Source organism: Amycolatopsis sp. NPDC043885 (assembly GCF_056435685.1).
The window spans coordinates 141,744-166,836 of sequence record NZ_JBWKEA010000002.1 but is presented as its reverse complement, the minus strand read 5'-3'; the positions used below and the strand labels follow the sequence as shown (position 1 = coordinate 166,836).

Sequence of the window (25,093 nt, the reverse complement as noted above, 5' to 3'; positions counted from 1 at the left end):
GTTGTCATCGTTCCGATGACATGTTAGAACAGTAGTGCGTGTTGACACCAATGACAACGACCCAGGAGGTGGAACCCGATGTTGATGCGCACCGACCCGTTCCGCGAACTGGACAGGCTGACCCAGCACATGTTCGGCACCGCGAATCCGGGCACCTGGTCCAAGCCGGCCACCATGCCGATGGACGCGTACCGCGAAGGCGACGAGTTCGTCGTCTGCTTCGATCTTCCCGGTGTCACCGCCGAGGCGATCGAGCTGGACGTCGAACGCAACGTCCTGACCGTCAAGGCCGAGCGGCGGCCGTTCGCCGGGAAAGACGTCCAGATGCAGGTTTCCGAACGTCCGCTCGGTGTCTTCTCCCGCCAACTGTTCCTCGGCGAAGCGCTCGACACCGACAACATCGCGGCCGGCTACGAAGCGGGCGTGCTGACCCTGCGCATCCCGATCGCCGAGAAGGCCAAGCCGCGGCGCATCGAAATCACCGGTTCCACGTCGGACCGCAAGGAGATCCAGGCCTGAGTGTCCCGTCCGGTGCGGGCCCCGGGTCCCGCACCGGACGAGGCCGGGGAAAGAAAGGGAAGTCCTCGTTGCTCACCATGCCTGTCCGCCACCCGCACACCCGCGACGCCGTGTGGGGGTATCTCGCCGAAGTCACCGAGGTCCTCGGCGTCGGCCTCGAATCCTGCACCGTCGACCACGACAGCCCGGTCTCGGCGTACGTCGCGCTCGACGAGCGGCTCCCCACCCATCCTGAGCGCGACGTCGCGCTGCTGTGGGACGAGATCCACGGCTGGGCCGTGGCGATCGAGACCCACTCCGGCGAGGATCTCATCGTCCTCCGTTACCTGGGCGGGAAGACCGCCACCCCGCGTCCCGCCCAGGTCGCGCGCTTCCTCAGGGCCGTCCGCGAGGACGACCACAGCGTCGGGCAGCTCACCCCGCCGGATTTCGGCGTTCTGTCCGCCGCGCACGAGTGACCGCGGCTCGCGTCGGGTACCTCCGAAGGGCTTCGACCCGGAAGGAGTGAGCCGTGACCAGTATCGGCCTGCTGTACCCGACGCGGGACTGCGGTGAGGACGATTTCCTCGCCCTGGCGGGAAAACTGAGTCCCGGCCTCACCGTGGACTTCGCCTATGTCCCGTGGGGCGAGAACATCGGCCGGGTCGACGACCTCGACGCGGCCGGAAAACATGAAGCCGTCCGCGAACTCGGCGCACCGAGCAGGCTCGTGGCCGCCGCGCGGTTCGGCACGGCGCCGGACGTCGTCAGCTGGGCCTGCTCCAGTTGCAGCTTCACGCGCGGCCTCGACGGCGCGCTCGAACAGTCGCGTGTGCTCGGCGAACGGCTCGGTGTCCCGGCGCGCAGCACTTCGCTGGCGTACCTCACCGCGCTCGCCCACTTGGGCACCGGGCGCGTGGCGCTCGCCTCGGTCTATCACCGCGACACGACCGCGACTTTCGCCGGTTTCCTCGCGGAGGCGGGTGTCTCCACCGTTCATTCGGTCTCCGCCGACGCGCCTTCGGACCGGGCGCTCGCGGCCTGGGACGGCCGCCGCGTCACCGAACTCGCCGCGGCGGCCGACCACGACGACGCCGAAGCGCTGCTGATCCCCGAAACAGCCCTGCACACGACGCCGTTGCTCGAAGACCTCGAAACCGGCCTCGGCAAACCCGTGCTGACGGCCACCGCGGTGACCCTCTGGGATTCCCTGCGGGCGCTGGGCACCCCGCCGATCCGGCAGGGCCTCGGCGAGTTGTTCAGCCGTTGAGCCTGCCGCGCAGATCCTGCAGGATCTTCGTGAGCAGGCGGGAAACGTGCATCTGGGAGATCCCGACGCGTTCGGCGATCTGGGATTGGGTCATCCCGTCGAAGAACCGCATCGTCACGATCGCCCGCTCCCGCTCCGGCAGCCGTTGGAGCAGCGGGACCACGGTGTGCCGGTCCTCGATGTGCTCGAAGCGGGAATCCAGTTCTCCCACCACGTCGGACAGCGGAAGCGAACCCTCGCCGTCGTTGACCGGCCGGTCCAGGGACGACGTCTGGTAGCTGTTCGCGGCGAGCAGCCCTTCGCGGACGGTGTCGACGTCCACGTCGAGATGCCCGGCGAGTTCGGTGGGAGTCGGCGCGCGGCCGAGGGTCTGGGTGAGTTCCGTGGTCGCCCGCGAAAGCCGGGTGCGCAGTTCCTGCATTCCGCGCGGGACGTGGACCGCCCAGCCGGTGTCACGGAAGAAGCGCCGCACCTCGCCCATCACCGTCGGCACCGCGTACGCCAGGAAATCCCCGCCCTGCCCCGGATCGAACCGGTCCACGGCCTTCATCAGGCCGATCCGCGCCACCTGGATCAGGTCTTCCCGCGGCTGCCCTCGTCCGCTGAACCGGACGGCGATGTGCTCGGCGACCGGCAGCAGTTCGAGGATCAGGCGTTCCCGCAGACGCTCCCGTTCCGGGTGACCGGCGGGTAATGCGGCCATCTCGTCGAACCAGGGACGGCAATGGGAGTAATCGTCCCTGCGCCGTGAACGGCGGTCACGAGGAGCCGGGACCGCCTCTTCCCGCAGGACGACGTGATCGATGTCTTCCATGAGCGACGTAGCGTTCACCAAAGTCACCTTCGTCCTTTGTGGACCGACATGAATCCGCTCCCCTCGTCACCGTTTTGATACCCGACGGGCGGGGACGGTAAACATCTGCCCTGGACGGGCGATCTTTCGATTGACCGCTGGGCCGAACGGGTATCCGCAGGTCAAGACGAAGGAGGAGCCGTGCCTGAACAGAGCTGGAGCGACAAACGCGAACGTCAGTACGAGCACATCAAGTCCTCTCAGAAGAAACGCGGCGCGAGTAGCGGCCGCGCCGAGGAGATCGCCGCACGCACGGTGAACAAGAACCGCGCCCAATCCGGTGAATCCAAGACCGCGAGCAAGAGTTCGACCAAGGACAAGTCGCCGCAGAAACGCGGCGGCCAACGGTCCGGCAACCGGAAGGGTCCCGGCGGGCCGACCAAGGACCAGCTCTACAACGAAGCGAAGAAGCGCAACATCAAAGGCCGGTCCACCATGACCAAGAAGGAACTGCAGAACGCCCTCGGCCGCTGATCGGAGGCAGGATGGACCACTCGCGCGCACCGGTGCTGGAAGCCATCGAGGCCTATCGCCGCGCGGGCGGCCTGGCCTTCACCCCACCGGGGCACAAACAGGGCCGCGGCGCGGATCCGCGCGTGCTGGAACTGCTCGGCCGTGACGCGTTCGCGTCGGATCTGCTCACCCTCAACGGTTTGGACGACCGCCGCATGTCGCGCGGCATCCTCAGCCAGGCGCAAGACCTGATGGCCGACGCGGTGGACGCGGAGCACACCTTCTTCTCCACCTGCGGAAGTTCACTCTCGGTCAAGAGCGCCATGCTCGCCGTCGCCGGGCCGGGTGAACGTCTCCTGGTGTCCCGCAACGCCCACAAATCGGTCGTCGCCGGGCTGGTGATCAGCGGGGTGCACCCGGTCTGGGTCCGCCCCCGGTACGACGAGGAGCACCATCTCGCGCATCCTCCCGGCCCGGAAGAGGTCGAGGCCGCGCTGGCGGACGCGCCCGGCGTCAAAGGCATGTTGCTGATCACCCCGACCGACTACGGCACCTGCGCCGACATCCGCGGGGTCGCCCGCGTCTGCCATGCCGCGGACAAGCCGCTGATCGTCGACGAGGCGTGGGGTGCCCACTACCCGTTCCACGACGACCTGCCGACCTGGGCGATGGACGGCGAAGCCGACCTCTGTGTCACGAGCACGCACAAGATGGGCGGCGGGCTCGAACAGGCGTCGGTGTTCCACCTGCGAGGCGACCGGGTCTCCCCCGACGTGCTCAAGGCCAGGGAGGATCTTCTCGGCACCACGAGCACTTCCGCCCTGTTGTACGCCTCCCTCGACGGCTGGCGCAGGCAGATGGTCGAGCACGGCGAAGAACTGCTGGGCAACGCGCTGTCGCTGGCCTCCCGCCTACGAGCGGAGATCGAAGACATCCCGGGCCTGCACGCGCCGGCCGCGGAATTCCGCCCGCTCGCGTTCGAACACGACCCCCTCAAGATCGTGGTCGACGTCGCCGGCCTCGGCATCACCGGCTACCAAGCGGCCGACCATCTCGCCGAACGCCATCTGCACACCGGGCTGTCCGACCACCGGCGGATCGCGGTGCAGATCACCCACGCCGACGACGAGGAAACCGTGTCCGCCCTGATGAGCGGCCTGCGCGGGCTGGCAGGACACGATTTCGAGCGGCGACCGGCGGTCGACCTGCCTTCGGCCGCCGAACTGACCCTGGAAATGCGGATGTCGCCCCGCGACGCGTTCTTCGCCGACGCCGAGCACGTGCCGCTCGACAAGGCCGAGGGGCGCGTCAGCGCGGAGATGGTCAGCCCCTACCCGCCGGGTGTCCCGGCGATCGCTCCCGGTGAAGTGTTCACCGACGCGATCATCGATTATCTCCACACCGGCGTCCGCGCCGGCATGTTCGTCTACGACGCCGCGGATCCCGAGCTGGGCACGGTCCGCGTCGTCGCTTAGCCGCCGACCACTTTCAGCGTGGGCATCAGTCCGGTGAGTTCGATGGCCCGCCGCAGTACCTTGGACGGCGCGAAACTCAGGTCGATCCCGGCCTCCGCGCAGTGACGATTCAGCTGCACCAGCACGGAAAGACCCGAGGAATCGCAGAAGCCGACTCCGGTCATGTCGATCACCGCGGCGCCGGGGCCGTCGGCCAGCAGTTCGAAGAGCCCGGCCCGGAGCCGAGGACTGGTCGAAATATCGATGTCACCCGCCACTTCGACGGTGATCGCTTCTTCCGAACGGGCCGTCTCGACCACGACGAGAGGAGCGGCCTGCCCGGCTTCGGTATCGATCGCCATCCATCGAAGGTAGAAGGGTGTGTTCAGGACCGCAACCGTCGCGACAGGTCCGTCCGCTCAGGACGACTTGGCCACCTCGCGCGCGATCTCGTCCTTGTCCATCTTCGAGGCACCCGTCACACCCGCGTTGCGCGCCTGGGTCAGCAGTTCTCGTTTGGTGGCCTCACCGGGACGGTCGCCGAGATGCGACGCCCGGCTGTCCACGAAGGCCTTCCCCAGTTCGCGGCGCCGTGCTTCGCCCAGTTCGCGGCGCATTTTCGGCAGTACGGTGGATTCCTCTTCCTCCACGTGATGCGTGACCGCCTCGACGAGGTCGGAGAGCACCTTGTCGAACTCCGCCGATTCGGGTTCGGTGCCGTTCAGCTTCACGAGCAGTTGCTCGGCCTCGGCGTGCTCCTTTTGACCGTGCGCGACGTCTCCGGCCACGGCCGCCTCCTCGGTGCGCGATCAACCCGACGCCCCCGGATACCCACTCCCCGCGGATTCATGCGCCGAATCGGGGCTATCCTCGCCGTATGGCCTGCCGTATCACCGAGCTCATCCTCGACTGCGCCGACCCGGCCCGGATGGCGGCCTTCTGGTGCGAAGTGCTCGGCTACGTCGAAATCGGCAAGGACGGCGACGACGTAGAGATCGGGCCGCCCGGCGTCGGCTTCGGCGGACCTCAGCCCACGTTGATCCTGAGCCGCAGCGAAGATCCGAAGCCGGGCAAGCTCCCGCTGCACCTCGACGTGAACCCCACCGACCGCGATCAGGACGCGGAACTGGAGCGGTTGCTCGCCGCCGGGGCGCGGCCCGCCGACGTCGGCCAGACGGGGGAAGAGTCGTGGCATGTGCTCGCCGACCCCGAGGGAAACGTGTTCTGTCTTCTCCGCGCACGGGTCGATCCCTGAGGCACTGTCCACATCGGACTCGATTGGCGGATGACGCCGCGGGGTACCCGGTGGAGAACACCGAACATGACTGGATGGTCAGCGATGGCGGACGAACGACTGTGGCAGCGCGACAAGGCCGGATTCGGCTCAGGCGAGACCATGTCGGCGGGCCCGCTGGCCGAGCAGTTCGTCGAACTCACGCGCCTGCTGCTGGCCGCCTCGACACCCGCCCAGGTCCTGCGGCAGATCGTCGCCGCCGCGTACCGGGTCGTCCCGGGCGCGGACCTGGTGTCGGTCACCCTGCGGGCCCCGGACGGGGGCTTCCACACCCCCTTCTCGACCGGCGAAGTGGCGCTGGAGCTCGACCAGGTGCAGTACCGGGCGGGCACGGGGCCGTGCGTCGACGCCGCCGACAGCGAAAGTCCCGGGTACATCCGCACTGAGGAACTGAAGGCGGAGAAGAGGTGGCCGGACTTCTCCCGGGCCGCCGTGCGGCACGGTTTCACCGCGATCCTGTCCACCGTGCTGGTGCCCGACGCGGCTCCACCGAGGCTGCCCGGTGCGCTGAACATCTACAGCCGCCGCCCCGGGGCGCTCGATTCGCGGGCACAGGACACCGCGTTGCTGCTGGCGACCCACGGCTCGCTCGCGCTGGCGACCACCAACGCGGTGAGCCGGGCGGAGCTGGAAGCGAGCCATCTCCGGCGGGCGGTCGAATCGCGCGACGTCATCGGGCAGGCGAAGGGGATCCTCATGCAACGACGCGGCCTGACCGCCGACGAGGCCTTCGACCTGCTGCGCCGCACCTCCCAGGACCTCAACGTCAAACTCGCCGAACTCGCCCGCACCCTGGCGACCCGGCACACGGAGCTCGACATCCCGTGAAGCGCGTGAAGGCCCCCTTCCCCTTGGCTGAGCCGAGGGAAGGGGGCCTTCACGCGCAACGGCCTCAGGCGAGGTCGAACCGGTCCAGTTCCATGACCTTGGTCCAGGCCTTGGCGAAGTCCGCGGCGAACCGCTCCCGCGCGGCCTGCCCCGCGTAGACCTCGGAGAGCGCCCTCAGCTGGGAGTTCGAACCGAAGACGAGGTCGACCGCGGTGGCCGTCCACTTCACCGCGTCCGTGGTGACGTCGCGGATCTCGTACACGTTCTCCTCGGACTCCGACACCTTCCACTTCGTACCCGGCGAGAGGAGGTTGGTGAAGAAGTCGTTGGTGAGCACGCCCGGCCGGTCGGTGAAGACACCGTGGCGGGTGTCACCGGCGGTGATCCCGAGCGAACGCAGGCCTCCGACGAGGACGGTCATCTCCGGCGCGGTCAGGTCGAGCATGTACGCGCGCTCGACGAGCAGGACCTCCGGCTGCAGCTTCTCCTCGGGACGCAGGTAGTTGCGGAACCCGTCGGCGCGCGGTTCGAGCAGCGCGAACGACTCGGCGTCGGTGTCCTCCTGCGTGGCGTCGGTGCGGCCGGGGTGGAAAGCGACGCTCACCTCGGTGCCGGCGTCACGCGCGGCCTTCTCGACGGCGGCGGAGCCCGCCAGCACGATCAGGTCGGCCAGCGAGATCTTGGCGCCACCGGCGTCGTTGAACTCGCGCTGGATGCCTTCCAGCGTCTCCAGGACGGTCCTGAGTTGCTCCGGCTGGTTGACTTCCCAGTCACGCTGGGGTTCCAGGCGGATCCGCGCGCCGTTGGCACCACCGCGTTTGTCGGTGGAGCGGAAGCTCGCCGCGGACGCCCACGCGGTGCCGACGAGCTGGCCGACCGTGAGTCCCGACTCGAGCACCTTCGTCTTGAGGGCGGCGATGTCGGCGTCCCCCACGAGCTCGTGGTCGACGTCCGGCACCGGGTCCTGCCACAGCTGCGGCTCGGGGACCCACGGCCCCAGGAAGCGGCTGACCGGGCCCATGTCGCGGTGCAGCAGCTTGTACCAGGCCTTGGCGAAAGCCAGGGCGAACTCGTCCGGGTTTTCCAGGAAGCGGCGCGAGATCTTCTCGTACGCCGGGTCGACGCGCAGCGCCAGATCCGTCGTGAGCATGGTCGGCTTGTGCTTCTTGGCCGGGTCGTGCGCGTCCGGGATGATCGCCTCGGCATCCTTGGCGACGTACTGCTTCGCGCCGCCGGGGCTCGTGGTGAGCTCCCACTCGTAGCCGAAGAGGATCTCGAAGAACCGGTTGCTCCACTGCGTCGGCTTGTCGGTCCACGTCACTTCGAGACCACTGGTGATCGTGTCGGCGCCCTTGCCGCTGCCGTGGGTGCTCAGCCAGCCGAGGCCCTGCGTCTCGATCGGGGCGGCTTCGGGCTCCGGGCCGACGTGGTCGTCGGCGATGCCCGCGCCGTGGGTCTTGCCGAAGGTGTGCCCGCCGGCGATGAGCGCGACGGTCTCCTCGTCGTTCATCGCCATCCTGGCGAAGGTCTCCCGGATGAAATGCGCCGCCGCGGCCGGGTCGGCGTTGCCGCGCGGCCCCTCCGGGTTGACGTAGATGAGGCCCATCTCGGTCGCGCCGACGTCGGGCACCATCTCGGTGTCACTGGCGTAGCGCTCGTCACCCAGCCAGGTGTCCTCCGGGCCCCAGAAGATCTCCTCGGGCTCCCAGGTGTCCACCCGGCCGAAGCCGAAGCCGAACGTCTTGAACCCCATCGATTCCAGTGCGACGTTCCCCGCGAGCACGAGCAGGTCGGCCCACGAGATCTGCTGGCCGTACTTCTCCTTGACCGGCCACAGCAGCCGCCGCGCCTTGTCGAGGTTGGCGTTGTCGGGCCAGCTGTTGAGCGGGGCGAACCGCTGCGCGCCGTCACCGGCGCCGCCGCGGCCGTCGTGGATGCGGTAGGTGCCCGCGGCGTGCCAGCTCATCCGGATCATCAGGCCGCCGTAGTGGCCGAAGTCGGCGGGCCACCAGTCCTGCGAGGTGGTGAGCACCTCGACGATGTCCCGTTTGAGGGCCTCGACGTCGAGTTTGGCGAATTCCTCGGCGTAGCTGAAGTCCTCGCCGAGCGGGTTGGCCTTGGGCGAGTGGACGTGCAGCACCGACAGATCGAGCTGGTTAGGCCACCAGTCCTTGTTGGTACGCGGGCGGCCACCCGTTTTCGGTGTCGGCGAGTCGATCGCCGGGTTCTCGCTCTCGCTACCGTGCGCGGTTACGGAGTCGTGGGCCACGGGGCAGCCCTTCTCCGGGGTGTCACTCATTTCTTTCCTTCCGGGCAGGCGAATTCATCGCTGGACGGGGTCGGCCGCGCAGCCGGGGCACAGGCCCCAGTAGACGACCTCCGCCTCCTCGATCACGAACCCGTGATCGTCCGAGGCGGTGAGACAGGGGGCATGTCCGACGGCGCAGTCGACGTCCGCGATCGCACCGCAGGAACGGCAGACGACATGGTGATGGTTGTCCCCCACCCGGGTCTCGTAACGGGCGAGCGCGCCGGCGGGCTGGATACGCCGGATCAGACCGGTTTCGGTGAGCGCCCGCAACACGTCGTAGACCGCCTGGTGGGAGACCGTGGGAAGGTCGGCCCGCACCAGCGCTATCACCGTTTCGGTGTCGACGTGCGGATGATCGCGCAGCGCCGCGAGCACGGCCAGCCGGGGCCGAGTCACGCGCAGCGAAACCGCTCGCAGCTGTGCCTCGAAGTCGGACATCACCATGGACGATAAGAGCGTCTCTGGAACCGGTCAAATCAAGACCCCCGAGGAGTGAGGGCCGGTTTCGGGCCGGGCGACTCCGGGTAGCCGGTGAACCGGGCCATGACTTGCGTGAGGTGAGTCCATGACAACGACCGGAAGAGGCACCACCGACGTCGAAAGTCTCGAAAACGCCGTCGACGTCCTGCGCGCGCTGGACTACCGGCAGGGCGGCGCTTTTTCCCACGACGCGGTGCACGTCGTGAAATCGGTCAGCCTGCCGCTCAATTGGGGGACGGTCCCCGGCACGCTCCGGTCGCGGCTGCTGACGGTGCTCGCCGATCTGCACAATCTGCTCGGCTGGACGGAATTCGACATCGGCCGCCGGATTCCGGCGCGGCTCCGGTTCGACCGCGCGCTCGGTCTCGCCGCCGCGGCGGGCAACGACAATCTCATGGCCAACATCTGTTACCGCCTCGGCAGGCTGGCGCTGCACCATGACGACGTCGAGGGCGGGTTGGACCATCTCCGCCAGGGCAATGCCGCCGCCCATCGCTCCGGTTCCCTGCGAGCACAGGCGATCCTGACGATCAACGAGGCGTGGGCACTGGCCAAGGCAGGTGACGAGCGCGCCGCCCTCGCGAGCTTGACACGGGCGGGGTGTCAGTTCGAGAGCGCGGACACCTGGGCGGCGGCACGCCCCTGGGAAGCCTTCTTCGGCACCACGGACATGGGCGCGATGCACGGGACCGTCCTGACCGAATTGGCCAGGACGGCCACCTCCCGGCACAGCGAAGAGGCGATCGCGCGGCTACGCGACGCCGTCGGCGGCTACGGCAAGGAAATGTCCCGCAGCCTCGCGCTCACCTTGATCATGCTCGCGCAGAACCACGCGCTCCAGGGCGATTTCGACCAAGCCGTCCGCACCGGCACCGAGGCGCTGGACCTCGCGCGCGGCCTCGGTTCCACCCGCACCAAGGATCGGCTCGCGCCGCTGGCGGCCCTCCCGCGCCGACACACCGATCCAGCGTCCCGCGACCTGCTCGCCCGGATCGACGGCTATCGCGCCGAACCGAGTCCTTGACCGGCGAACCGCCGTCCGAGCAGGACCGCGGTCGCCGCGAAGCCGAGACACAGACCGGCCCAGACACCCCAGCCGCCCCAAGCGAACACGTAGGCGCACAAGAACATCGCCGGCACACCCACCGCCCAGTACCCCACGAGAGTGCAGCGGAGGCCGGAAACGGTGTCACCGAGCCCACGCAGCAACCCGACGAGGATGTTCTGCGTTCCCTTGCTGTACTGCTGCGCGATGGCGAACACCAGCAGGGCCGACGCCGTGCCGACCACCACCGTATCGGCCTCGTCGTGCAGGAACGGCCACAACAGCACCTCCGGCACCACCAGGTACGCCAGGCTCACCACCGCCATGAGTGACCAGGAAAGGGTGAGCGCCTGGCGGGCGATCACCGGCGCCCGCCCGCGATCGCCGTGGGCGACCGCGCGACTGACCAAAATGGACGATCCCTGCGACAGGCCGATGTTGGCCTGGTAGACGATGTACGCGAGCTGGTTCGCGACGTTCGACGCGGCGAGCATCGCCGGGCCGAAGGCGCCCATCAGCATGGTCGCGATCGAGGTGATCGCGGCTTCCGACCCGTAGGTGAAACAGATCGGGGTCCCGTGCCGGACGATGCGCCGGGCCACCACCGGATCCGCGCGCCAGAGCGCGAGCGAAACCATGGGACGCAGCAGGGGATCCCGCCTGACGGCCGAGGCGAACACGGCGAGCGTGAAGAACTGGACCAGCGTCGTCGCCAGGCCGATCCCGGCGACGCCCAGCTCGGGCAGGCCCGCCCAGCCGTAGACGAACGCCGCGTTGAGGAAGGCGTTGACCGCGATCGACACCAAGGTCACGGCGAGGAGGGAACCCGGGCGCCGCAGCCCGACGGCGAACTGGCGCATCACGTTCAGCCACACCATGGGGAACAGCCCGCCCGCCAGCGCGAACATCATCGCCCTGGCGAGCGACACGATCTCCGGTTTCTGCCCGAGCAACGGCAAGGCGGCCGCCAGTCCACAAAGGATGGACGCGCCCACCGCCGCGGTCAGGGTTGCGACGAGCAGCGCGGACCGCAGGAGCGACCGGATCTCGTCCCGCGCCCGCTCGTCGAGTTCACCGGTGCCGGTGCGGAGTTCCCCCGCCCCGGCCGCCGTGGCCACGAGATTCCCGACGCCGGTGACCATGCCGACGCACATGGTGCGGATCTGGTTGTAGAGCAGGATCGCCAGCCCGCCCGCCGCCACCGCGGTCACGCCGAGCAGCCCGAGCATGGCCAGGTCGACACTGGTGAGCGCCACCTGCGCCAGCTGGATTCCCGCGATGGGCGCGGCCAGCGCGACGAGCGCGCGGTATCCGCGGGCCGCCACCGCCGTGCTCATACGCCCACCGCCACCGGACGAGCCGTCCGGTCGCGGGTGGCCGCTCGCACGGACGCGGCGTAGGTGGCGAACCAGCGCTCCATCCGGCGATGGGCCAGTTCGTCGAGCACTCCCCTGGCACGCAGCCATTCGTCGTCGTAGACCGAGTCGAGGTACTTCTCCCCCGCGTCGTTGCACAGCACCACGACGACGCTCCCGGCCGGATACGCGTAGAGCCGCCGGAGCGCGACGTGGATCGCGCCGCCGGTGGTCCCGCCGACCAGGACGCCCGTGCGCCGGGCGACGACGCGAGCCCCGGCGAAGGCGTCGCTGTCGGACACTCGATGGGCTTCGTCGATCACCGACCGGTCGACGTTGTCCCCGACCGGGAAACCGGCCGGACTGCCCGCCCCGGTCTGGTGGTAGATCCCCGGCGCGCCACCGAAGATGATCGAGCCGACGGGTTCGACCGCGACCGCGCGGGTGCCCGCCCCCGCCGCGCGCAGGAAGCGCGCCGTCCCGCACAGGGAGCCGCCGGTACCGATCGCCGCGACGAGCACGTCGACGTCGCCGAGCTGCCCGAGCAGTTCCCGCGCCAGACCGGCGTACCCGTTGCCGTTTCCGGGATGGTTGTGCTGATCCGGATGGTAGGCGCCGGTTTCCGCGGCGATCCGGGCCGCGACCCGCCGCCGCTGGACCGAACTGACCCCGCCGTCCGGCGGGCCGTCGACGAACACCAGTTCCGCGCCGAGCGCGCGCAGCATCCGGAGCTTCTCCCGGGCGGCGTGGTGGTCGACCACCGCGGTGAACCGGTAGCCGCGTTCCAGCGCCACCAGCGCGAGCCCGTTGCCGGTGTTGCCGGAGGTGGGTTCGACGATATGCCCGCCCGGCCGCAGCCGTCCTTCGAGTTCCGCCTCGTCGATCATCTGCCTGGCCATGCGCACCTTGCACGAGCCGGTCGGGTTGAGGTGGTCGAGTTTGAGCAGGAGACGCGTCCCGGTGCCGGTGCGCGCGAGCTCCAGCAGCGGCGTGTTCCCGATCAGCTCGGACGCGCGCCGGACGATCGTCATCGGATCTCCTGGATCGGGTAGTCGGTGTCGACATGCCAGCGGTCGCCGTCGACCACCACCTTCGGGGGCAGGGGAAGCTGATGGAAGCCGCTCTCGTTCTTGTCCATCTGGTAGCCGGCCGTGTTGGGGTACACGAGCAGATCGCCGGTCCTCGGCCGCGCGGGCAGCTCGACCGCGCGCCAGGTCAGCACGTCGTACTCCATGCAGCTCGAACCGGCGACGACGGTGCGTACCGGCGTGCCGTCGACTGCTCCCCGGCTCACGAGGAGCGGGTCGGGCAGGAATTCGCTGCCCTTCCACTGTTCGGACAGGCTCATGGACAGACCCGCGACCGTGGTGATCAGGTGGTCTTCGGCGGGTTTGCAGCCCAGCACCGGGAACACCGAGAACCCGGCGCCGTCGACGAGGGCCCGGCCCGGTTCGAGCAGCAGCTCGATCCCGGCCGCGCGCAGGCGCTCCGCGAGCGGTTTCCCGGCGATCTCGTGCCGCAGGATCGCGGTCACCATGGCCGCCCCGGCAGGCGCCTGGTGGTACGGGTAGGTCCGGGCCGGGTTGCGGCCGGCGTGGAACCAGCCGTCGTGCCTGCCGGACTCGAACCGCGCCCAGTCACCGGCGTCCACATAGGACACGGCGATCCCGCCGCCGATACTGATCTTCGACGCGGGCCGGCCGAGCGCGCGGGCGTCGTGGCACAGATCGATCAGGTACGCGGCCAGTTCCGCCCGCGGCTCGGGCGCGTAGCCGTCGAGATGGAACGAGAAACCGCGCAGGACGACCGATTCGGCGCACTGCCGCACAGCCGCTTTCAAGGCGTCGGGCGCGAAGCCGAACCTGCTCTCCGGCGCGGACGGCGGCCTCACCCGCAGCAGCACCTGGGCCGTCTCCCCGAGTTCGATGGCCATGCGCGCGACGCGTTCCAGTTCGTCGGCCGCGTCCACCGCGATGAGGCAGCGATGCCGCAGGGCGAGCCAGAGCAGGCCGTCCGGTTTGGCGGCGCCGGTGACCCCGATCGCCTCCCCGCGCAGGCCGTTGCCGAGGGCGTGCACCAGTTCGGGCACGCTCGCGACGTCGACGCCCGTGCCGGGCCGGGCGCATTCCCGCAGCCACGCCGCCGCCTTGTTGGCCTTCTTCCCGTAGTAGACGGTGCCTTCGACGCGCTCGGCCGCGAGCGCCGCGACCATTCCCCCGAGGTTCTCGGCGAAAGTGGCCGGATGGACCACGTGGAACGGCCCGCCGCCGACAGCGCGGGCCATCTCCCACAGGGTGTCCGAGTCACGCAAACGCGGCGCCCACGGGCGTTCGAGCGCGGGCAGGGGCGGGGAAAGGGTGTCGATCAGGTCCACAGGGCCACCTCGCGGCCGCGGCCCGCCGCGATGGCACGGGCGGCCAGCGCGTGCGCCACCGGGATGTCGGTGATGATCATGCCGCTGCTGAAGGCGAACACCCGGTCGTCGTCGACGCGACGGCCGGGCGCGCGACCGGCGAGGATCTCCGGCAGTTCGGCGTCGATCCGGAACACGCCGTCCGGGCCCGCCATCCGCTGCCCGGTCACCTCGACCTGCGCGCCGCTGGTGGCCACGGTGTAGTCGGCCTCGGCGAGCGTGCCCTCCTGGACTCCCTTGCTGGCGACCGAGATCAGCAGCCCGCCCGGCGGCAGCCAGCCGAGCCGGATCTTCGGGTGGGCCGCGCGGCCCGAGGCCGCGACCACGATGTCGGACTCACGCGCCGCGGCCTCCACGTCGTCGACGAGTTCGACCTCGCGGTCCGGGAACCGCTCCTTCACCGCGGCGACGCTGTCGCGCAGGCCGTCGGGATGCGTGCCGAACAACCGGAGCCGCTCCAGTTCCGGCAGCGCGGTGAGCAGGTACGGCAGCGTCCGGATCCCCTGTGCGCCGGTGCCGACCATGAGCGCGGCTCGCGCGCCGGGCCGGGCGCAGGAACGCGCGATCAGCGCGGTGCTGGCGGGCGTGCGGGTGGCGCCGACGCGGTGGCAGTCCATGAGCGCGAACGGCAGACCGGTGGTGTCGTCGTAGAGGGTGATCGTCGTGTAGTACTTCTCGGCCGACGTGCTGCCTTGGCGGTAGCTCGTCTTGAACGCGGCCTGCTCGAGGGAGCCGTCGTAGCCGAGCATCGAGTACGCGACGGCGTCCCGCGCGGGATCCGGCATCGGCACCATCAGCTTCGCCGGGTTCCGCGAGGCTCCGGACGCGTACGCCAGGTAGCCGTCTTCGACCATGGTGATCGCCTCGTCCGGGGTGAGTTCGAGGTTGCGCAGATCCGAGCGCGTGAGAATGTGCAGCGAGGGACCAGAGCTCATGAACGATCGACCTTTCTCGTGGGAAGGTGGCGCGCCGCAGCTTAATGAAAACGATTGTCTTTTTCAGTGACTGTGGTTCTTGTCACGCTAGGCTGGCGACCGTGAGTGGACCTTGGAGCGCTTCGAAAAGCCGCTCGCGCGCGGAAGAAGTCCGGCACCTCAACGCGATCAGCCATCTCGCGACGGACGACGGCACACCGGAGACGAGTGGCCCGCTCACCGGTATCCCGTTGGTGGTCAAGGACAACATCCACGTCGCGGGGATGCCGAACACCGCGGGCACCCCGGCGCTGGCGGACCACGTTCCGCGCGAGCACGCGGAGGTGGTCCGGCGCCTGGTCGACGCGGGCGCCGTCGTCATCGGCAAGGCGGCCATGCACGAACTCGCGTTCGGCATCACCTGCGACACGACCCCGCTGGGCCCGGTGCGCAACGCCCGCGACCCGTCCCGGTTCGCCGGGGGAAGCAGCGGCGGGACCGCGGTCGCCGTCGCGGCGGGCATCGTTCCGGCGGGACTGGCCACCGACACCGGGGGTTCGGTGCGTGTTCCCGCCGCGCTCAACGGGGTTTGCGGTTTCCGGCCGACCTCGGGCCGCTATCCGTCCGGCGGTATGACCCCGTTGAGCACCACCCGGGACACGGCCGGGCCGATCGCCCGCACGGTCGCCGATCTCGCCCTTCTCGACGCGGTGCTCGCGGGAGAAGCGCCGGAACCCTTGATCGAGAGTTCAGCGATCCGGCTGGGTGTGCCGCACGGCTTCCTGACCGGTGACCTCGCCGAGGACGTCGAAGAACTATGGGACGCCGCGCTCGCCCGGTTGCGTTCGGCAGGAGTCGTCCTCGTGCCGATCGACGACACATCCCTCGCCGAACTCGTCGCCGACCAGGGAATGCCGCTGGTGATCCATGAAGCGGGCGTCGCACTCCGGTCCTACCTCGCCGAATACGTGCCCGCGGTCTCCTTCGAACGGCTCGTCGCCGAAGTCGCCGCGGCCGACGTCCGGGCGATCTTCGCCGAGGCGATCGTGCCGGGTGTCGAGCCGGCCGTCTACGAGGCGGCGCTCGCCACCCGCTCGGCCTTGCGTGACGCCTACGCGAAGATCTTCACCGACAGCGGGATCGACGCGCTGGCCTTCCCCACCACCCCCGCGACAGCCCGGGATTTCTCGGCCGTCGAGAAGTTCGCCCACCGCGGGCGCGCGGTCCCGACCTTCCCGACCTTCATCCGCAATTGCCAGCCCGGCAGCATCGCGGGCTTCCCGGGACTGACCGTCCCGATGGGGCGCGACCGCGACGGCCTGCCCGCCGGGCTGGCCCTCGACGGCGCCGTCGGCGATGACCGGAACCTGCTGGCGGCCGGAGCTTTCGTCGAACGGATCCTCGATGGCCCGTGACCGTCCACAAGAGACACTGGCTCCGACCACCGCGTTCGCCGCCCTGCCTCGTGAGTGGTAAGGACGTCGCAGGTCCGTGAAGGCCTCCTTCCCTACCCTGAAGGTAGGGAAGGAGGCCTTCACGGACTACGCGATCGCCACCCGCAGCCCCAGCAACACCAGCAGCCTCAGCAGTCACAGCGGCGCCGCAGGAAGGGGTGCAGGGGCGAGCAAGGGTGGCGGTGGCGCGGTGGGGCATGCCTCGTGAGTGGTAAGGACGGTTAGAACCGTCCTTACCACTCACGAGACCCAGGGCCGAAGTCGACTCACCGGGCCCGGATGCTGGCCCGGAGTGCGTCGATGAGCGCGACCGCGGCGGGCGGGTCGGGTGGGTCGCCGTAGGTGACGGCGTAGATCTGGCGGGGATCCTCGGCCAGTTCGGTGGCGTGGACGCCCGGCATCCGGTGGGCGCGGAGGGCGAGCCGCGGCAGCGTGGTCACGCCCATCCGGGCCGCGACCAGCGCCTGCATGACGACGATGTCGTCGCTCACCATCGAGATCCGCGGAGCGAACCCGGCCCGCCCGCAGATCGTGACGAGTTCGTCCTGGCATCGGGCGCAGCCGCCGATCCAGGTCGAGTCGCGGTGATCGGCGATGGTCTGCCCCGGTTCGCTGGTGAGCAGGTAGATCGGATCCTCCAGCAGGTGCACCAGCCGGAGTCCCCGCTCCTCGCGCGGAGTGTCGGCGTACCGGAAGATCAGGGCGACGTCGATCCGCCCTTCCCGCAGCATGCGCAGCGCTTCACCCGGATGTTCGTCGACCAGTCCCAATTCGAGTCCGGGATGGTCGCGGGCCAGCGCGGCGGCCGCATCGGGGACGACGGTGCTCAGGATCGACTGGAACCCCGCCAGCCGGACCCGCCCGGCGCGCAAGCCCACCTGCGCGGCCAGCTCGGCCTCGGCGCCTTCGACCCGGCCGACGATCTCGGCCGCGCGCGCGGCGAGCAGTTCGCCCTCGGGTGTGAGCCGGATGCCGCGGCCGATCCGCTGGACCAGCTTCGCCCCCGTCGCGGCCTCCAACCTCGCGAGATGGTGGCTCACCGCCGGCTGCGTGTAATGCAGTTCCTTCGCCGCCGCGGTCATCGAACCGTGCCTGGCGACCGCCGCCAGCACCGTGAGCTGCACCAGGTTCAGCATGGATAAAGAATACCTATACGAAGGGAAGAACTTCATCATTGGACGCCGGGCGGACAACGGAACACGATGAGAAGCGACAAGAAGGAGAACAAATGACCGTCGCACCCGAAACCGCCGCCAGACCCGGCCTCGCCGAGCTGATAAAACGTCTTCGCCAATGCACCGGAAGAACGTCGGAACCCCTGGCCACCGCGCAGGCCGTGGCGGCCGTTCTCACCGAACTCCGGCCGACTTCGCGGCTGCTCACCGCGGCGGAACGAGCCGGGTCCGCCGAGGGGTACACCCGCACCACCCTGCACACCGAGTCCGCCTTCTCGATCGTCGCGCTGGTCTGGCGGCCCGGCCAGCTCACCGAGATCCACGATCACCTGGTGTGGTGCACATTCCTTGTCCTCCAAGGAACCGAGACCGAGAACATCTTCGACATCGACGGCGACCGGCTCGTCCGGACGGCGCAGCGGCGGCGGCCCGCCGGGTCGGTCAGCGGCGTCGCGCCACCCGACGACATCCACCAGGTGCACAACGAAGGCGACACCGTCGCCATCACCTTGCACGTCTACGGCGCCGACCTCGCCAAGGGGACCAGTGTGCGCCGCAATTACCGGATGCGCGCCGATTCGCAGTAAAAGGCGTAAGCGTTTGGGTCCATTTCGCCTATTGCCTCCGGCACCGGCACCCGGTCAATTCCCGGCGCGGACTTTTGTCAGGAGTTCCCCTCGATCGTGCGCCGCATACCGACGGTCCCGGGAGCGGTCTCGACGAAACCATGGCGCCGGTAAAGCCGCCACCCGGGTGGGTCACCGAGAAGATTGACGTACGCGCCCGGAGCCGCGGCGTCGATCTCGGCGAGGAGGGCGTCGAGGACGGCGTCCCCGATACCGCGCCGCTGATGGGCGGGGAGGACGGCCATGTCGACGATGTGGAAGTACCATCCGCCGTCGCTGATCACCCGGCCCATCCCGACGGTCTCATCGGTGGCCCGGTGGATCACCTTGACCGAGGCCCAAGCGCCGTCGACCCCACGCTCGGCCTGCTCCCTCGCCGGTTCGGTGAGGCCCGCCTCGCGGCGCAGCCGCAGGTAGTCGTCGACCGACGGTGAGCCTGCTTCCAGGCGGTAGGAGTCGTCCATGACCGTTTGCCCCTTTCCCGGGAACCAGCGCGCCGACGGCGTTGCACCCGGCGCGTGCGATCGTAAACTGTGCCACTGACGGCGACAGGAAGAAGTACCGGTGATGACAGGTCGACGGCGCTGGTCCAGCGACGACATCCTCGACGCGGCAGGAAAACTCCTGGAGGGCGGCGACGCGGAGGCGTTCAGCGTGCGCAAGCTCGCCGCGGTGCTCGGCACCGATTCCTCGAGTCTGTACCGGCATTTCCGGAACAAGACCGAACTCCTGCGCGCCGTCGCCGACCGCGCCCTCCTCACGGCCATGGAGGGCTACGAACCCGTAGGCGACTGGAAACAGTGCGTCACCGACATCGCGTTCCGGCTCCGCGAGGTCTTCGCCCGGCAGCCCCAGATCGCCACCGTCTGGGGGCGCTACGCCTCGGGCGGCGGCGGATCGCGTGCCGTCATGGAAGCGCTGCTCCAGGCTTTGCGCTCATCAGGTCTGCCCGATGAGCGGGTCCCCGCCCACTATCACCGGATCGCGGTTCTCGTGACCGCGCTGAACGCCGCGGACGGCGGTATCGGCACCCTCGCCGCGGAAGAGCGCGAGCACGGCATGGAAGCGTTCCGGGTCGCCGTCCTCGGGGCCGACCCGGAACGCTTCCCCGCGGTGGCCCGTTTCGCCCGTGAAATCCTCCCGCTCGGCGCCGACCGCCGGGACGCCTACGCGGACATCCTCGCCGCGCACCTCGATCAGATCGAGGTCGAAGCGAGCGCCTCGCGCAGGAACTCGGATATCTCCGCCTGAGCGGCCGCGGCCTGCGGCTCCACCCCGGGCAACGTGAGGAATCCGTGCCTCGCTCCCGGATATTCGGAAAGCCGCACCTCGGTCCCGGCTTCGCGCAGCCGTTCCGCGTAGCGGCGACCGTGATCCGCGAGGGCGTCGCGGGTGGGCACCACCACGAGCGCGGGCGCGAGTCCGCTCAGGTCGTCGGCATGGATGGGCGACCACGCGCGGGCGTCGACCCCCGGCGGGACCGAAAGCCGTTGGACGAGCTGGAGTTGGGGCAGTGCCCGGGTCGGGCTGTAGGCGTACTCGGCGATCGAGGGATGGTCGTACATCGACTCGGTCACGTCGACCGCCGGATTGACCAGTACCTGCGCCTTGAGCCGCGGACCGCCCTCCCTGGACCGGATGGCGGTCAGCGCGCTGATCAACCCACCGAAGCTCTCGCCGACCACGGCCACCCGTTCCGGGTCGACACCCCATTCGGCGGCGTGACGCACCACGTGCACCAGCGTGTCCCAGCCGTCGTCGGCCGCGAACGGGAGCGGAACCCCCGGCGAGACGAGGCGATGCTCGACCGAAACCACCACCGCGGGCAGCCGCGCGGCGAAATGACTGTTGGGCCAGTCGCATTGCACCGCGGTACCGACGAAGCAGCCTCCGTGGACGTGGACCACGAGCGGCAGGGCGACGTCGCCGCCGACGGCCGGGCGGTACACCCGGACCGGCAGATCGCGGCCGGGCAACGCGATCTCCCGCCAGTCGATCAGGGCGCCGTCGTCCGGCTCCCCGAGGAACGCCCGGGCCGCCTTGGACGCCCGTGCCCGGTTTTCCGCTTCACGGTAGGCCATCAGCTCCTCGGTCGTGATCGTCGAGAAGTCCGGCTCCCGCGGTCGTAGCTCGGCGGCGATCTCGTCGGTCATCTCTTCCGCTCCCCTCCGGCTTCACACCGGGCTCGTCTTGGCCAGGACCCCTTCGCCATTATGCACGCAGTGCGTGCAACGGCAAGCGCATCACCGATCAGGCGTGCTACGAAGTGACGGGGCGGAGTCGTCCTAACGACGGACGAAGCCGGAAGCGTGCGGTGACAGGCTCGACACCATGAGTCACCAGACGTCGGCAGTCGCTGCCGCGCGGCATTCCCGCGGCGGGCGGATCTCCTCTCTGGACCTGCTCCGAGGGGTGGCGATACTCGGCACGTTCGGCACGAACGTGTTCCTGTTCGCCCATCCCGGCGGGCCCGCGGGTTTCTTCCAAGACTTCGTCGGCACAGCGACGACCTTCGCCGAGCGGGCCGAGGTCGGCTTACGTGTGCTGACCAACGGCAAGTTCCTCGCGCTGCTGACGATCCTGTTCGGCGTGGGCCTGGAATTGCAGTACCAGTCCGCCCGGCGGCGCGGTGCCCCCTGGCCGGGCAGGTATCCGCTCCGGGCGGGAATTCTGTTCCTGGAAGGGGTCGCGCACTTCCTGCTCGTGTTCGAAGGCGACGTGCTCATGGCCTACGGGCTCACCTCGCTGCTCGTCGCGTACCTCGTCGGCCGGAACGATCGGGTCGTGCGGAACGTCGTCGTCGTGGTGGGCGGCACGTACGTGGCGCTTTTGCTCGCCGCGACCGCGTTGCTCGTCGCCACACCGGAGGTCTCCGGAGAGCCTGCCCCGGTCGCCCCCTCCGCGACCGCGAACTGGCCCGAACAGGTCGCCGTCCGGCTGAACGATTTCTTCTTGCTGCGGGCGGAGATCGTGCTGATCGTGCCCTCCGCCGTCGTCTTGTTCCTGCTGGGTTCCCGCCTCCGCAGGGCAGGCGTTTTCGACGACACGGACAAGGGAGCACGGCTCCGCTCGCGCCTGCTCGTACTCGGCTTCGCCGTCGGCCTGCCGCTGAACGTGCTGACCGGGTTCGGCGGCCCGGACTGGCTGCTCGTCGACCGGTACCTGTTGCCCCCGCTCGTCGCCGTGGGCCTGCTCGCCCTGGTCACGCACCTCACCCTCCGGATGCGCGAGCGGCCCGGAGCGGTCCGAAGTGGACTGATCGCGGTCGGCCGCACCGCGCTCTCCTGTTACGTACTGCAGAACCTGCTGGCCGGCGCCCTGTGTTACGGCTGGGGTCTCGGCCTCGCCGAGCGTTTCGCGGATGTCCGTCCATGGTGGATCGTCGGCCTCTGGGTCTTCGTCGGGCTGACGAACATCGGCTTCGCCGTCCTGTGGCTCCGGCGCTTCGACCGCGGCCCCTTGGAACTGCTCATGCATCGCCTCTACGCGCGATGACGGCTCAGCGTGCGACGGCCGTGTAGTCCTTCAGCACCGAAGCGGAGGTGCGTGTTCAGCAGCGTCTCCACCGCGGCCACGACTCCGGGCCCGGTCCGCTCCGGCGCGATCAGGCTCCCGCACTCCGTCCAGCCTCTCCGCGGTGAAGTGACCTCGAGGCCGAGTGGCCGGTCGGGTATCGCCGCGACGGCCCTGCGGAGCACCGTCCTGGCTTGATCCAGCGCCACGCGGACATCGACGTCGTCGAGGAGCCCGGTCCCCGAGAACCAGGCCGAGACCGGCCGCCTGGCCTGGCGGCCGATCGCCACGACCGCGCTCAGCAGCGTCGGCGGAATGGCCGCGTCAGCGGATGTCATCGACCAGCCCGCGGACTCGGCAGAGGGCGCACGAAACCCGCGATCCGTGGTGTGACGACAGCGGTGCCGTCGTCGATCATGCCGCGCATCCCCGCCAGCACTCGTTCGTCCGGCGAGCCGTGCACTTGGAAGTCCACCACCGTGCAGTGCGCCGACACGGCGTTGATGTGGTTCTCGGAGATCCGCCAGTGTTCGAGGACCGCGTCCGAATCGGCGTACATCTGGTAGCTGTAGGCCAGCATGCGATCGGCGTCCACGAACGTCTGCACCATGACCTGCGGCGCGTTGCGCTCGACGAAGTCGATGGCTTCCCGGACGGCGGCGGTGAACTCCTCCAGGTGGCCGTCGGTGATCCGCATGGTGTTCCGGAACAGGAGCATTTCGTCTGCTTCGAGGGTCATGGCCTCATGGTCGGACCTCGACCGAACTCGAGGTCAACGCGGGGACCCGTGCGGTCCGTCACAGGGCGCTCGGGTCGTAGGCCAGCAGCTCCCAGCAGTGGCCGTCCGGGTCGTCGACGGCCCGGTTGTACAGCCAGCCCATGTCCTGGGCCTCGCGTGGCTCGGTGGCACCCGCGGCCAGCGCCGCGTCGGCCAGGCGGTCCACTTCTTCGCGCGATCCGGCGGCCAGTGCGTTGATCACCTCGATCGGTCCGTCCGATGTGGACCGCTTGGTGAACGTCGCGAACGTCTCACGGGTCATCAGCTGCACCAGGATCGTGTCGGCGAACGCCACCTGGACGGAGGTGTCACCACTGAAATCGGGATTGACCGTTCCCCCCATCGCCAGGTAGACCTTCGTGCTCGCCTCCAGGTCGGTGACCGGCAGGTTGACGTAGATTTGCGCGATGGCCATGACATGCCCTCCAGGACGTTTCGGGTGCCGGGTGGTCCCGGCGTCACCACGAATCTAGGGGCGGACCGCGACGTCGGTCTTGTACAGAAGCGACAGCATCTCGTCGCCGTCGGCCCGCCGCAGCCGGGAGGCCGTGCAGCCGGTGAACCGGGTCAGTGAGCGCGCCAGATGCGGCTGGTCGTGATACCCGGCCCGCTGCACGACCTCGACCGCGGCCATCCCCTGCCCCAGCAGCATCACGGCCTGCCTCGCTCGTTCGATCTGCCGGATCGCCCCCTGGGTCAGCCCGGTGGCCGCGGCCACCCGCCGCTGCACCGACCTCGGTGTGACCAGCGTGGCCGCGTCGCCGCGAAGCACATCGGTGACCAGCGGATCACGCATCAGCACCCCGGCGCGGACCAGCCGATCCACGAAGACGTCGGCGTTGTCGTAAGTCGGTGTTTCCCACTCCTCCCCCTGCAGGACGAACGAGCGAGCCGTGGTGTGCGGACTCGTCACGGCGGTGTCGACCAGGTCCGGCACCGGCATCGGCGCCAAAAACGCACCGTGCCGGAAGATGATCCCGACCGTTTCACCTTCGCCGGGGCCCAGGTCCAGGACCGTGGGGCTCGTCTCCGGGCCACGCACCGCCACATGCGTCTCACCCCGGTCACGCCACACCACGAGCTCCCAGTTCGAGTTCGCGATGGACCGCATCCGCGCGGGCATCGTCACGGCCTCCGTACCGGCCCGGTAAACCCGCTCCACATACGGAGAATCGGACGGGCGCTGCTCGACGCCACTGGCCGGATCAAGACTCACGGTCAAGACGCTAGCGGTTCGCAGGCACCTACCACCACGAGTGCGAAGAGCGCGATTCGGAAACGGACCGGACGGGAATCTCGCCTCAGTCGGTTTCGACACACGGCCGCGGGTTCACTGAGGGGCTGCCGCGCCCACACGGCCCTGAATCCCGAGGTGACAGCTTCGTGGCGATCGTCGGCAGCGCGACGTTCACGATTGTGGTGGCCAACGCGTTCATCAGCATGGCGAGCACCAGCGCCGCAAGCACTCACCTGCGCTGGTCCTCCGCCCTGAGTAGTCGAGGATCTCGCGAGGATCCTCAGCGCGATCCAGTGCCTTGTTCGCCTTCGCGCGGAACAGCAGAGCCAAGCGGCGTCAACTCTCTCTCCGACGCCGTCGAGGCTGCAGGGCCCAACGGGCGATCGACACAGGTGACGTCATCACGTCCCCAAGGGCATATTTCAGAGTCACCGCGCACCTCGTTGAAGCGCAGGGCCCAACGTCGCCGCCAGAACGGCCCAAGGTCCCATACCGCGTCAAGCGCCATCACCGGGAAGGCTCTGCTACCCGAGATAGTAGAAGTGCGTCAGAGGCCTTCGTCCGCAGCGGATGGGGACCTTCGGATTTCCCGTTCGCGACAACCAGCCCTGACGCCGACCGGTGCAGAAGGTGATGCTCGAAGACCGCCGACGAAATGAGAACATCATGAAGCGCCAATACCTCGGGCTGTACGCGATCGCCCTGGCGATCTTGATCGTCGGGCTCGCCTACGCCGGAGTTCCGCTCACCACGATTCTGATCGGCCTGGTGGTACTGGCCTGCCCCCTGATGATGCTGTTCATGATGGGCGGGCACGGCGGATCCGGCGACCAGGACCGCGATCACCACCACACCTCCGGCCGGTCGTAATGGCCGACGCGGCGTACGGGCTGTGGCCTCTGGTCATCCTGAACATCGCGCTGTTCGTCGTGTTCGCGATGAGCTTCTTCCGGCCGCATACGAAGCGCGACTGGCGGGCGATGGGTGCGTTCACCGCGTTCCTGGTGGCGTTGTTCACCGAGATGTACGGCATCCCGCTGACCATCTACCTGCTGGGCAGTTGGCTCGGCTCGCGCTTCCCGCTGCCGGCCACGCGCGGGTCCGGCACCCGCAGTACGACGGCTTCCTGCTGGTGATGATCG

Annotated in this window: 30 protein-coding genes; 14 read left to right on the top strand and 16 right to left on the bottom strand. The window is 69.2% G+C overall.

What is annotated here, in order from left to right; all coding sequences use genetic code 11:
- The first annotated feature begins 78 nt into the window (after positions 1-78).
- From AC069I_RS10505 to AC069I_RS10495, 3 genes are all read left to right on the top strand, one after another.
- Positions 79-519, top strand: coding sequence for an Hsp20/alpha crystallin family protein (locus tag AC069I_RS10505; RefSeq protein WP_478225802.1), 441 nt, complete (start codon positions 79-81; stop codon positions 517-519).
- A gap of 77 nt (positions 520-596) precedes the next feature.
- Positions 597-977 (top strand): DUF6292 family protein, encoded by a 381-nt coding sequence (locus AC069I_RS10500; RefSeq protein WP_478225861.1) that lies wholly within the window; start codon positions 597-599, stop codon positions 975-977.
- A gap of 53 nt (positions 978-1,030) precedes the next feature.
- Positions 1,031-1,768 (top strand): maleate cis-trans isomerase family protein, encoded by a 738-nt coding sequence (locus AC069I_RS10495; protein WP_478265268.1) that lies wholly within the window; start codon positions 1,031-1,033, stop codon positions 1,766-1,768.
- Here the strand turns inward: AC069I_RS10495 and AC069I_RS10490 are convergent.
- Positions 1,758-2,582 (bottom strand): SigB/SigF/SigG family RNA polymerase sigma factor, encoded by an 825-nt coding sequence (locus tag AC069I_RS10490; RefSeq protein ID WP_478265480.1) that lies wholly within the window; start codon positions 2,580-2,582, stop codon positions 1,758-1,760. The genes AC069I_RS10495 and AC069I_RS10490 overlap by 11 nt on opposite strands.
- 180 nt (positions 2,583-2,762) lie before the next feature.
- On the opposite strand from AC069I_RS10490, the gene AC069I_RS10485 reads away from it, so the two are divergent.
- Together AC069I_RS10485 and AC069I_RS10480 are read left to right on the top strand one after the other, a co-directional pair.
- Entirely contained in the window at positions 2,763-3,095 is a 333-nt protein-coding gene (locus tag AC069I_RS10485) for a plasmid stabilization protein (protein WP_478265267.1), read from the top strand.
- 11 nt (positions 3,096-3,106) lie between these two features.
- Complete coding sequence (locus tag AC069I_RS10480; protein ID WP_478225806.1) at positions 3,107-4,549, top strand: aminotransferase class I/II-fold pyridoxal phosphate-dependent enzyme; 1,443 nt, start codon at positions 3,107-3,109, stop codon at positions 4,547-4,549.
- Here AC069I_RS10480 and AC069I_RS10475 read toward each other — a convergent pair.
- The gene (locus tag AC069I_RS10475) at positions 4,546-4,890 is read right to left on the bottom strand and encodes an STAS domain-containing protein (RefSeq protein WP_478265266.1); all 345 of its coding nucleotides are present in this window, start codon (positions 4,888-4,890) and stop codon (positions 4,546-4,548) included. The genes AC069I_RS10480 and AC069I_RS10475 overlap by 4 nt on opposite strands.
- A gap of 57 nt (positions 4,891-4,947) precedes the next feature.
- On the bottom strand, positions 4,948-5,316 hold the full coding sequence (locus AC069I_RS10470; RefSeq protein ID WP_478225808.1) for a hemerythrin domain-containing protein: 369 nt from the start codon (positions 5,314-5,316) through the stop codon (positions 4,948-4,950).
- Between the two features lie 89 nt (positions 5,317-5,405).
- Here AC069I_RS10470 and AC069I_RS10465 point away from each other — a divergent pair, with 89 nt between their 5' ends.
- Positions 5,406-5,783: a VOC family protein gene (locus tag AC069I_RS10465; protein WP_478225809.1), complete on the top strand. Its 378-nt coding sequence runs from the start codon at positions 5,406-5,408 to the stop codon at positions 5,781-5,783.
- 84 nt (positions 5,784-5,867) lie between these two features.
- On the top strand, positions 5,868-6,650 hold the full coding sequence (locus tag AC069I_RS10460; protein WP_478225862.1) for an ANTAR domain-containing protein: 783 nt from the start codon (positions 5,868-5,870) through the stop codon (positions 6,648-6,650).
- 64 nt (positions 6,651-6,714) lie between these two features.
- On the opposite strand, the gene katG is transcribed toward AC069I_RS10460, so the two are convergent.
- Complete coding sequence (katG, locus tag AC069I_RS10455) at positions 6,715-8,949, bottom strand: catalase/peroxidase HPI (RefSeq protein ID WP_478265265.1); 2,235 nt, start codon at positions 8,947-8,949, stop codon at positions 6,715-6,717.
- A gap of 24 nt (positions 8,950-8,973) precedes the next feature.
- Entirely contained in the window at positions 8,974-9,399 is a 426-nt protein-coding gene (locus tag AC069I_RS10450; protein ID WP_478265264.1) for a Fur family transcriptional regulator, read from the bottom strand.
- Between the two features lie 127 nt (positions 9,400-9,526).
- On the opposite strand from AC069I_RS10450, the gene AC069I_RS10445 reads away from it, so the two are divergent.
- Positions 9,527-10,465: a hypothetical protein gene (locus tag AC069I_RS10445; RefSeq protein ID WP_478265263.1), complete on the top strand. Its 939-nt coding sequence runs from the start codon at positions 9,527-9,529 to the stop codon at positions 10,463-10,465.
- On the opposite strand, the gene AC069I_RS10440 is transcribed toward AC069I_RS10445, so the two are convergent.
- From AC069I_RS10440 to AC069I_RS10425, 4 genes are read right to left on the bottom strand one after another with little or no spacing between them, the layout of a single operon-like run.
- Positions 10,441-11,823, bottom strand: coding sequence for an MATE family efflux transporter (locus tag AC069I_RS10440; protein ID WP_478265262.1), 1,383 nt, complete (start codon positions 11,821-11,823; stop codon positions 10,441-10,443). The two genes, AC069I_RS10445 and AC069I_RS10440, sit on opposite strands and share 25 nt — an antisense overlap.
- A complete protein-coding gene (locus tag AC069I_RS10435) occupies positions 11,820-12,872 on the bottom strand; it encodes a PLP-dependent cysteine synthase family protein (RefSeq protein ID WP_478225814.1) in 1,053 nt (350 codons plus the stop codon). Before AC069I_RS10435 ends, AC069I_RS10440 begins: the two co-directional genes overlap by 4 nt.
- Complete coding sequence (locus tag AC069I_RS10430) at positions 12,869-14,215, bottom strand: type III PLP-dependent enzyme domain-containing protein (RefSeq protein WP_478265261.1); 1,347 nt, start codon at positions 14,213-14,215, stop codon at positions 12,869-12,871. Before AC069I_RS10430 ends, AC069I_RS10435 begins: the two co-directional genes overlap by 4 nt.
- Positions 14,206-15,189: an ornithine cyclodeaminase gene (locus AC069I_RS10425; RefSeq protein ID WP_478265260.1), complete on the bottom strand. Its 984-nt coding sequence runs from the start codon at positions 15,187-15,189 to the stop codon at positions 14,206-14,208. The genes AC069I_RS10430 and AC069I_RS10425 overlap by 10 nt, the downstream gene beginning before the upstream one ends.
- 101 nt (positions 15,190-15,290) lie before the next feature.
- On the opposite strand from AC069I_RS10425, the gene AC069I_RS10420 reads away from it, so the two are divergent.
- The gene (locus tag AC069I_RS10420) at positions 15,291-16,583 is read left to right on the top strand and encodes an amidase family protein (RefSeq protein ID WP_478265259.1); all 1,293 of its coding nucleotides are present in this window, start codon (positions 15,291-15,293) and stop codon (positions 16,581-16,583) included.
- Positions 16,584-16,888: 305 nt separating this feature from the next.
- Here the strand turns inward: AC069I_RS10420 and AC069I_RS10415 are convergent, their stop codons facing one another.
- A complete protein-coding gene (locus tag AC069I_RS10415) occupies positions 16,889-17,758 on the bottom strand; it encodes a LysR family transcriptional regulator (RefSeq protein WP_478225818.1) in 870 nt (289 codons plus the stop codon).
- A gap of 92 nt (positions 17,759-17,850) precedes the next feature.
- Here AC069I_RS10415 and AC069I_RS10410 point away from each other — a divergent pair, with 92 nt between their 5' ends.
- Positions 17,851-18,384: a cysteine dioxygenase family protein gene (locus AC069I_RS10410; RefSeq protein WP_478265258.1), complete on the top strand. Its 534-nt coding sequence runs from the start codon at positions 17,851-17,853 to the stop codon at positions 18,382-18,384.
- Between the two features lie 77 nt (positions 18,385-18,461).
- Here AC069I_RS10410 and AC069I_RS10405 read toward each other — a convergent pair whose 3' ends face one another.
- Complete coding sequence (locus AC069I_RS10405) at positions 18,462-18,887, bottom strand: GNAT family N-acetyltransferase (RefSeq protein WP_340683474.1); 426 nt, start codon at positions 18,885-18,887, stop codon at positions 18,462-18,464.
- A 103-nt stretch (positions 18,888-18,990) separates the two neighbouring features.
- Between AC069I_RS10405 and AC069I_RS10400 the strand changes: the two genes are divergently transcribed.
- Positions 18,991-19,674 carry a TetR/AcrR family transcriptional regulator gene (locus tag AC069I_RS10400; RefSeq protein ID WP_478265257.1) on the top strand — a complete coding sequence of 228 codons (684 nt, stop codon included), beginning with the start codon at positions 18,991-18,993 and terminating at the stop codon, positions 19,672-19,674.
- On the opposite strand, the gene AC069I_RS10395 is transcribed toward AC069I_RS10400, so the two are convergent.
- Positions 19,620-20,576 (bottom strand): alpha/beta hydrolase, encoded by a 957-nt coding sequence (locus tag AC069I_RS10395; RefSeq protein ID WP_478225822.1) that lies wholly within the window; start codon positions 20,574-20,576, stop codon positions 19,620-19,622. The two genes, AC069I_RS10400 and AC069I_RS10395, sit on opposite strands and share 55 nt — an antisense overlap.
- 178 nt (positions 20,577-20,754) lie before the next feature.
- Here AC069I_RS10395 and AC069I_RS10390 point away from each other — a divergent pair, with 178 nt between their 5' ends.
- Entirely contained in the window at positions 20,755-21,918 is a 1,164-nt protein-coding gene (locus AC069I_RS10390; protein WP_478265256.1) for a DUF418 domain-containing protein, read from the top strand.
- On the opposite strand, the gene AC069I_RS10385 is transcribed toward AC069I_RS10390, so the two are convergent.
- Genes AC069I_RS10385 through AC069I_RS10370 form a run of 4 tightly spaced genes read right to left on the bottom strand, consistent with a single transcriptional unit; the run spans position 21,906 to position 23,930 of the window.
- Positions 21,906-22,274: a hypothetical protein gene (locus AC069I_RS10385; RefSeq protein WP_478265255.1), complete on the bottom strand. Its 369-nt coding sequence runs from the start codon at positions 22,272-22,274 to the stop codon at positions 21,906-21,908. The two genes, AC069I_RS10390 and AC069I_RS10385, sit on opposite strands and share 13 nt — an antisense overlap.
- On the bottom strand, positions 22,271-22,675 hold the full coding sequence (locus AC069I_RS10380; RefSeq protein WP_340683478.1) for a hypothetical protein: 405 nt from the start codon (positions 22,673-22,675) through the stop codon (positions 22,271-22,273). The genes AC069I_RS10385 and AC069I_RS10380 overlap by 4 nt, the downstream gene beginning before the upstream one ends.
- Positions 22,676-22,733: 58 nt before the next feature.
- Complete coding sequence (locus AC069I_RS10375) at positions 22,734-23,129, bottom strand: VOC family protein (RefSeq protein WP_340683479.1); 396 nt, start codon at positions 23,127-23,129, stop codon at positions 22,734-22,736.
- 54 nt (positions 23,130-23,183) lie between these two features.
- Positions 23,184-23,930 carry a helix-turn-helix domain-containing protein gene (locus tag AC069I_RS10370; RefSeq protein WP_478225825.1) on the bottom strand — a complete coding sequence of 249 codons (747 nt, stop codon included), beginning with the start codon at positions 23,928-23,930 and terminating at the stop codon, positions 23,184-23,186.
- A 687-nt stretch (positions 23,931-24,617) separates the two neighbouring features.
- Here AC069I_RS10370 and AC069I_RS10365 point away from each other — a divergent pair.
- Both AC069I_RS10365 and AC069I_RS10360 read left to right on the top strand, forming a co-directional pair.
- Positions 24,618-24,821: a DUF2933 domain-containing protein gene (locus AC069I_RS10365; protein ID WP_478265254.1), complete on the top strand. Its 204-nt coding sequence runs from the start codon at positions 24,618-24,620 to the stop codon at positions 24,819-24,821.
- A complete protein-coding gene (locus tag AC069I_RS10360) occupies positions 24,821-25,087 on the top strand; it encodes a hypothetical protein (protein WP_478225827.1) in 267 nt (88 codons plus the stop codon). Before AC069I_RS10365 ends, AC069I_RS10360 begins: the two co-directional genes overlap by 1 nt.
- Positions 25,088-25,093 lie beyond the last annotated feature (6 nt).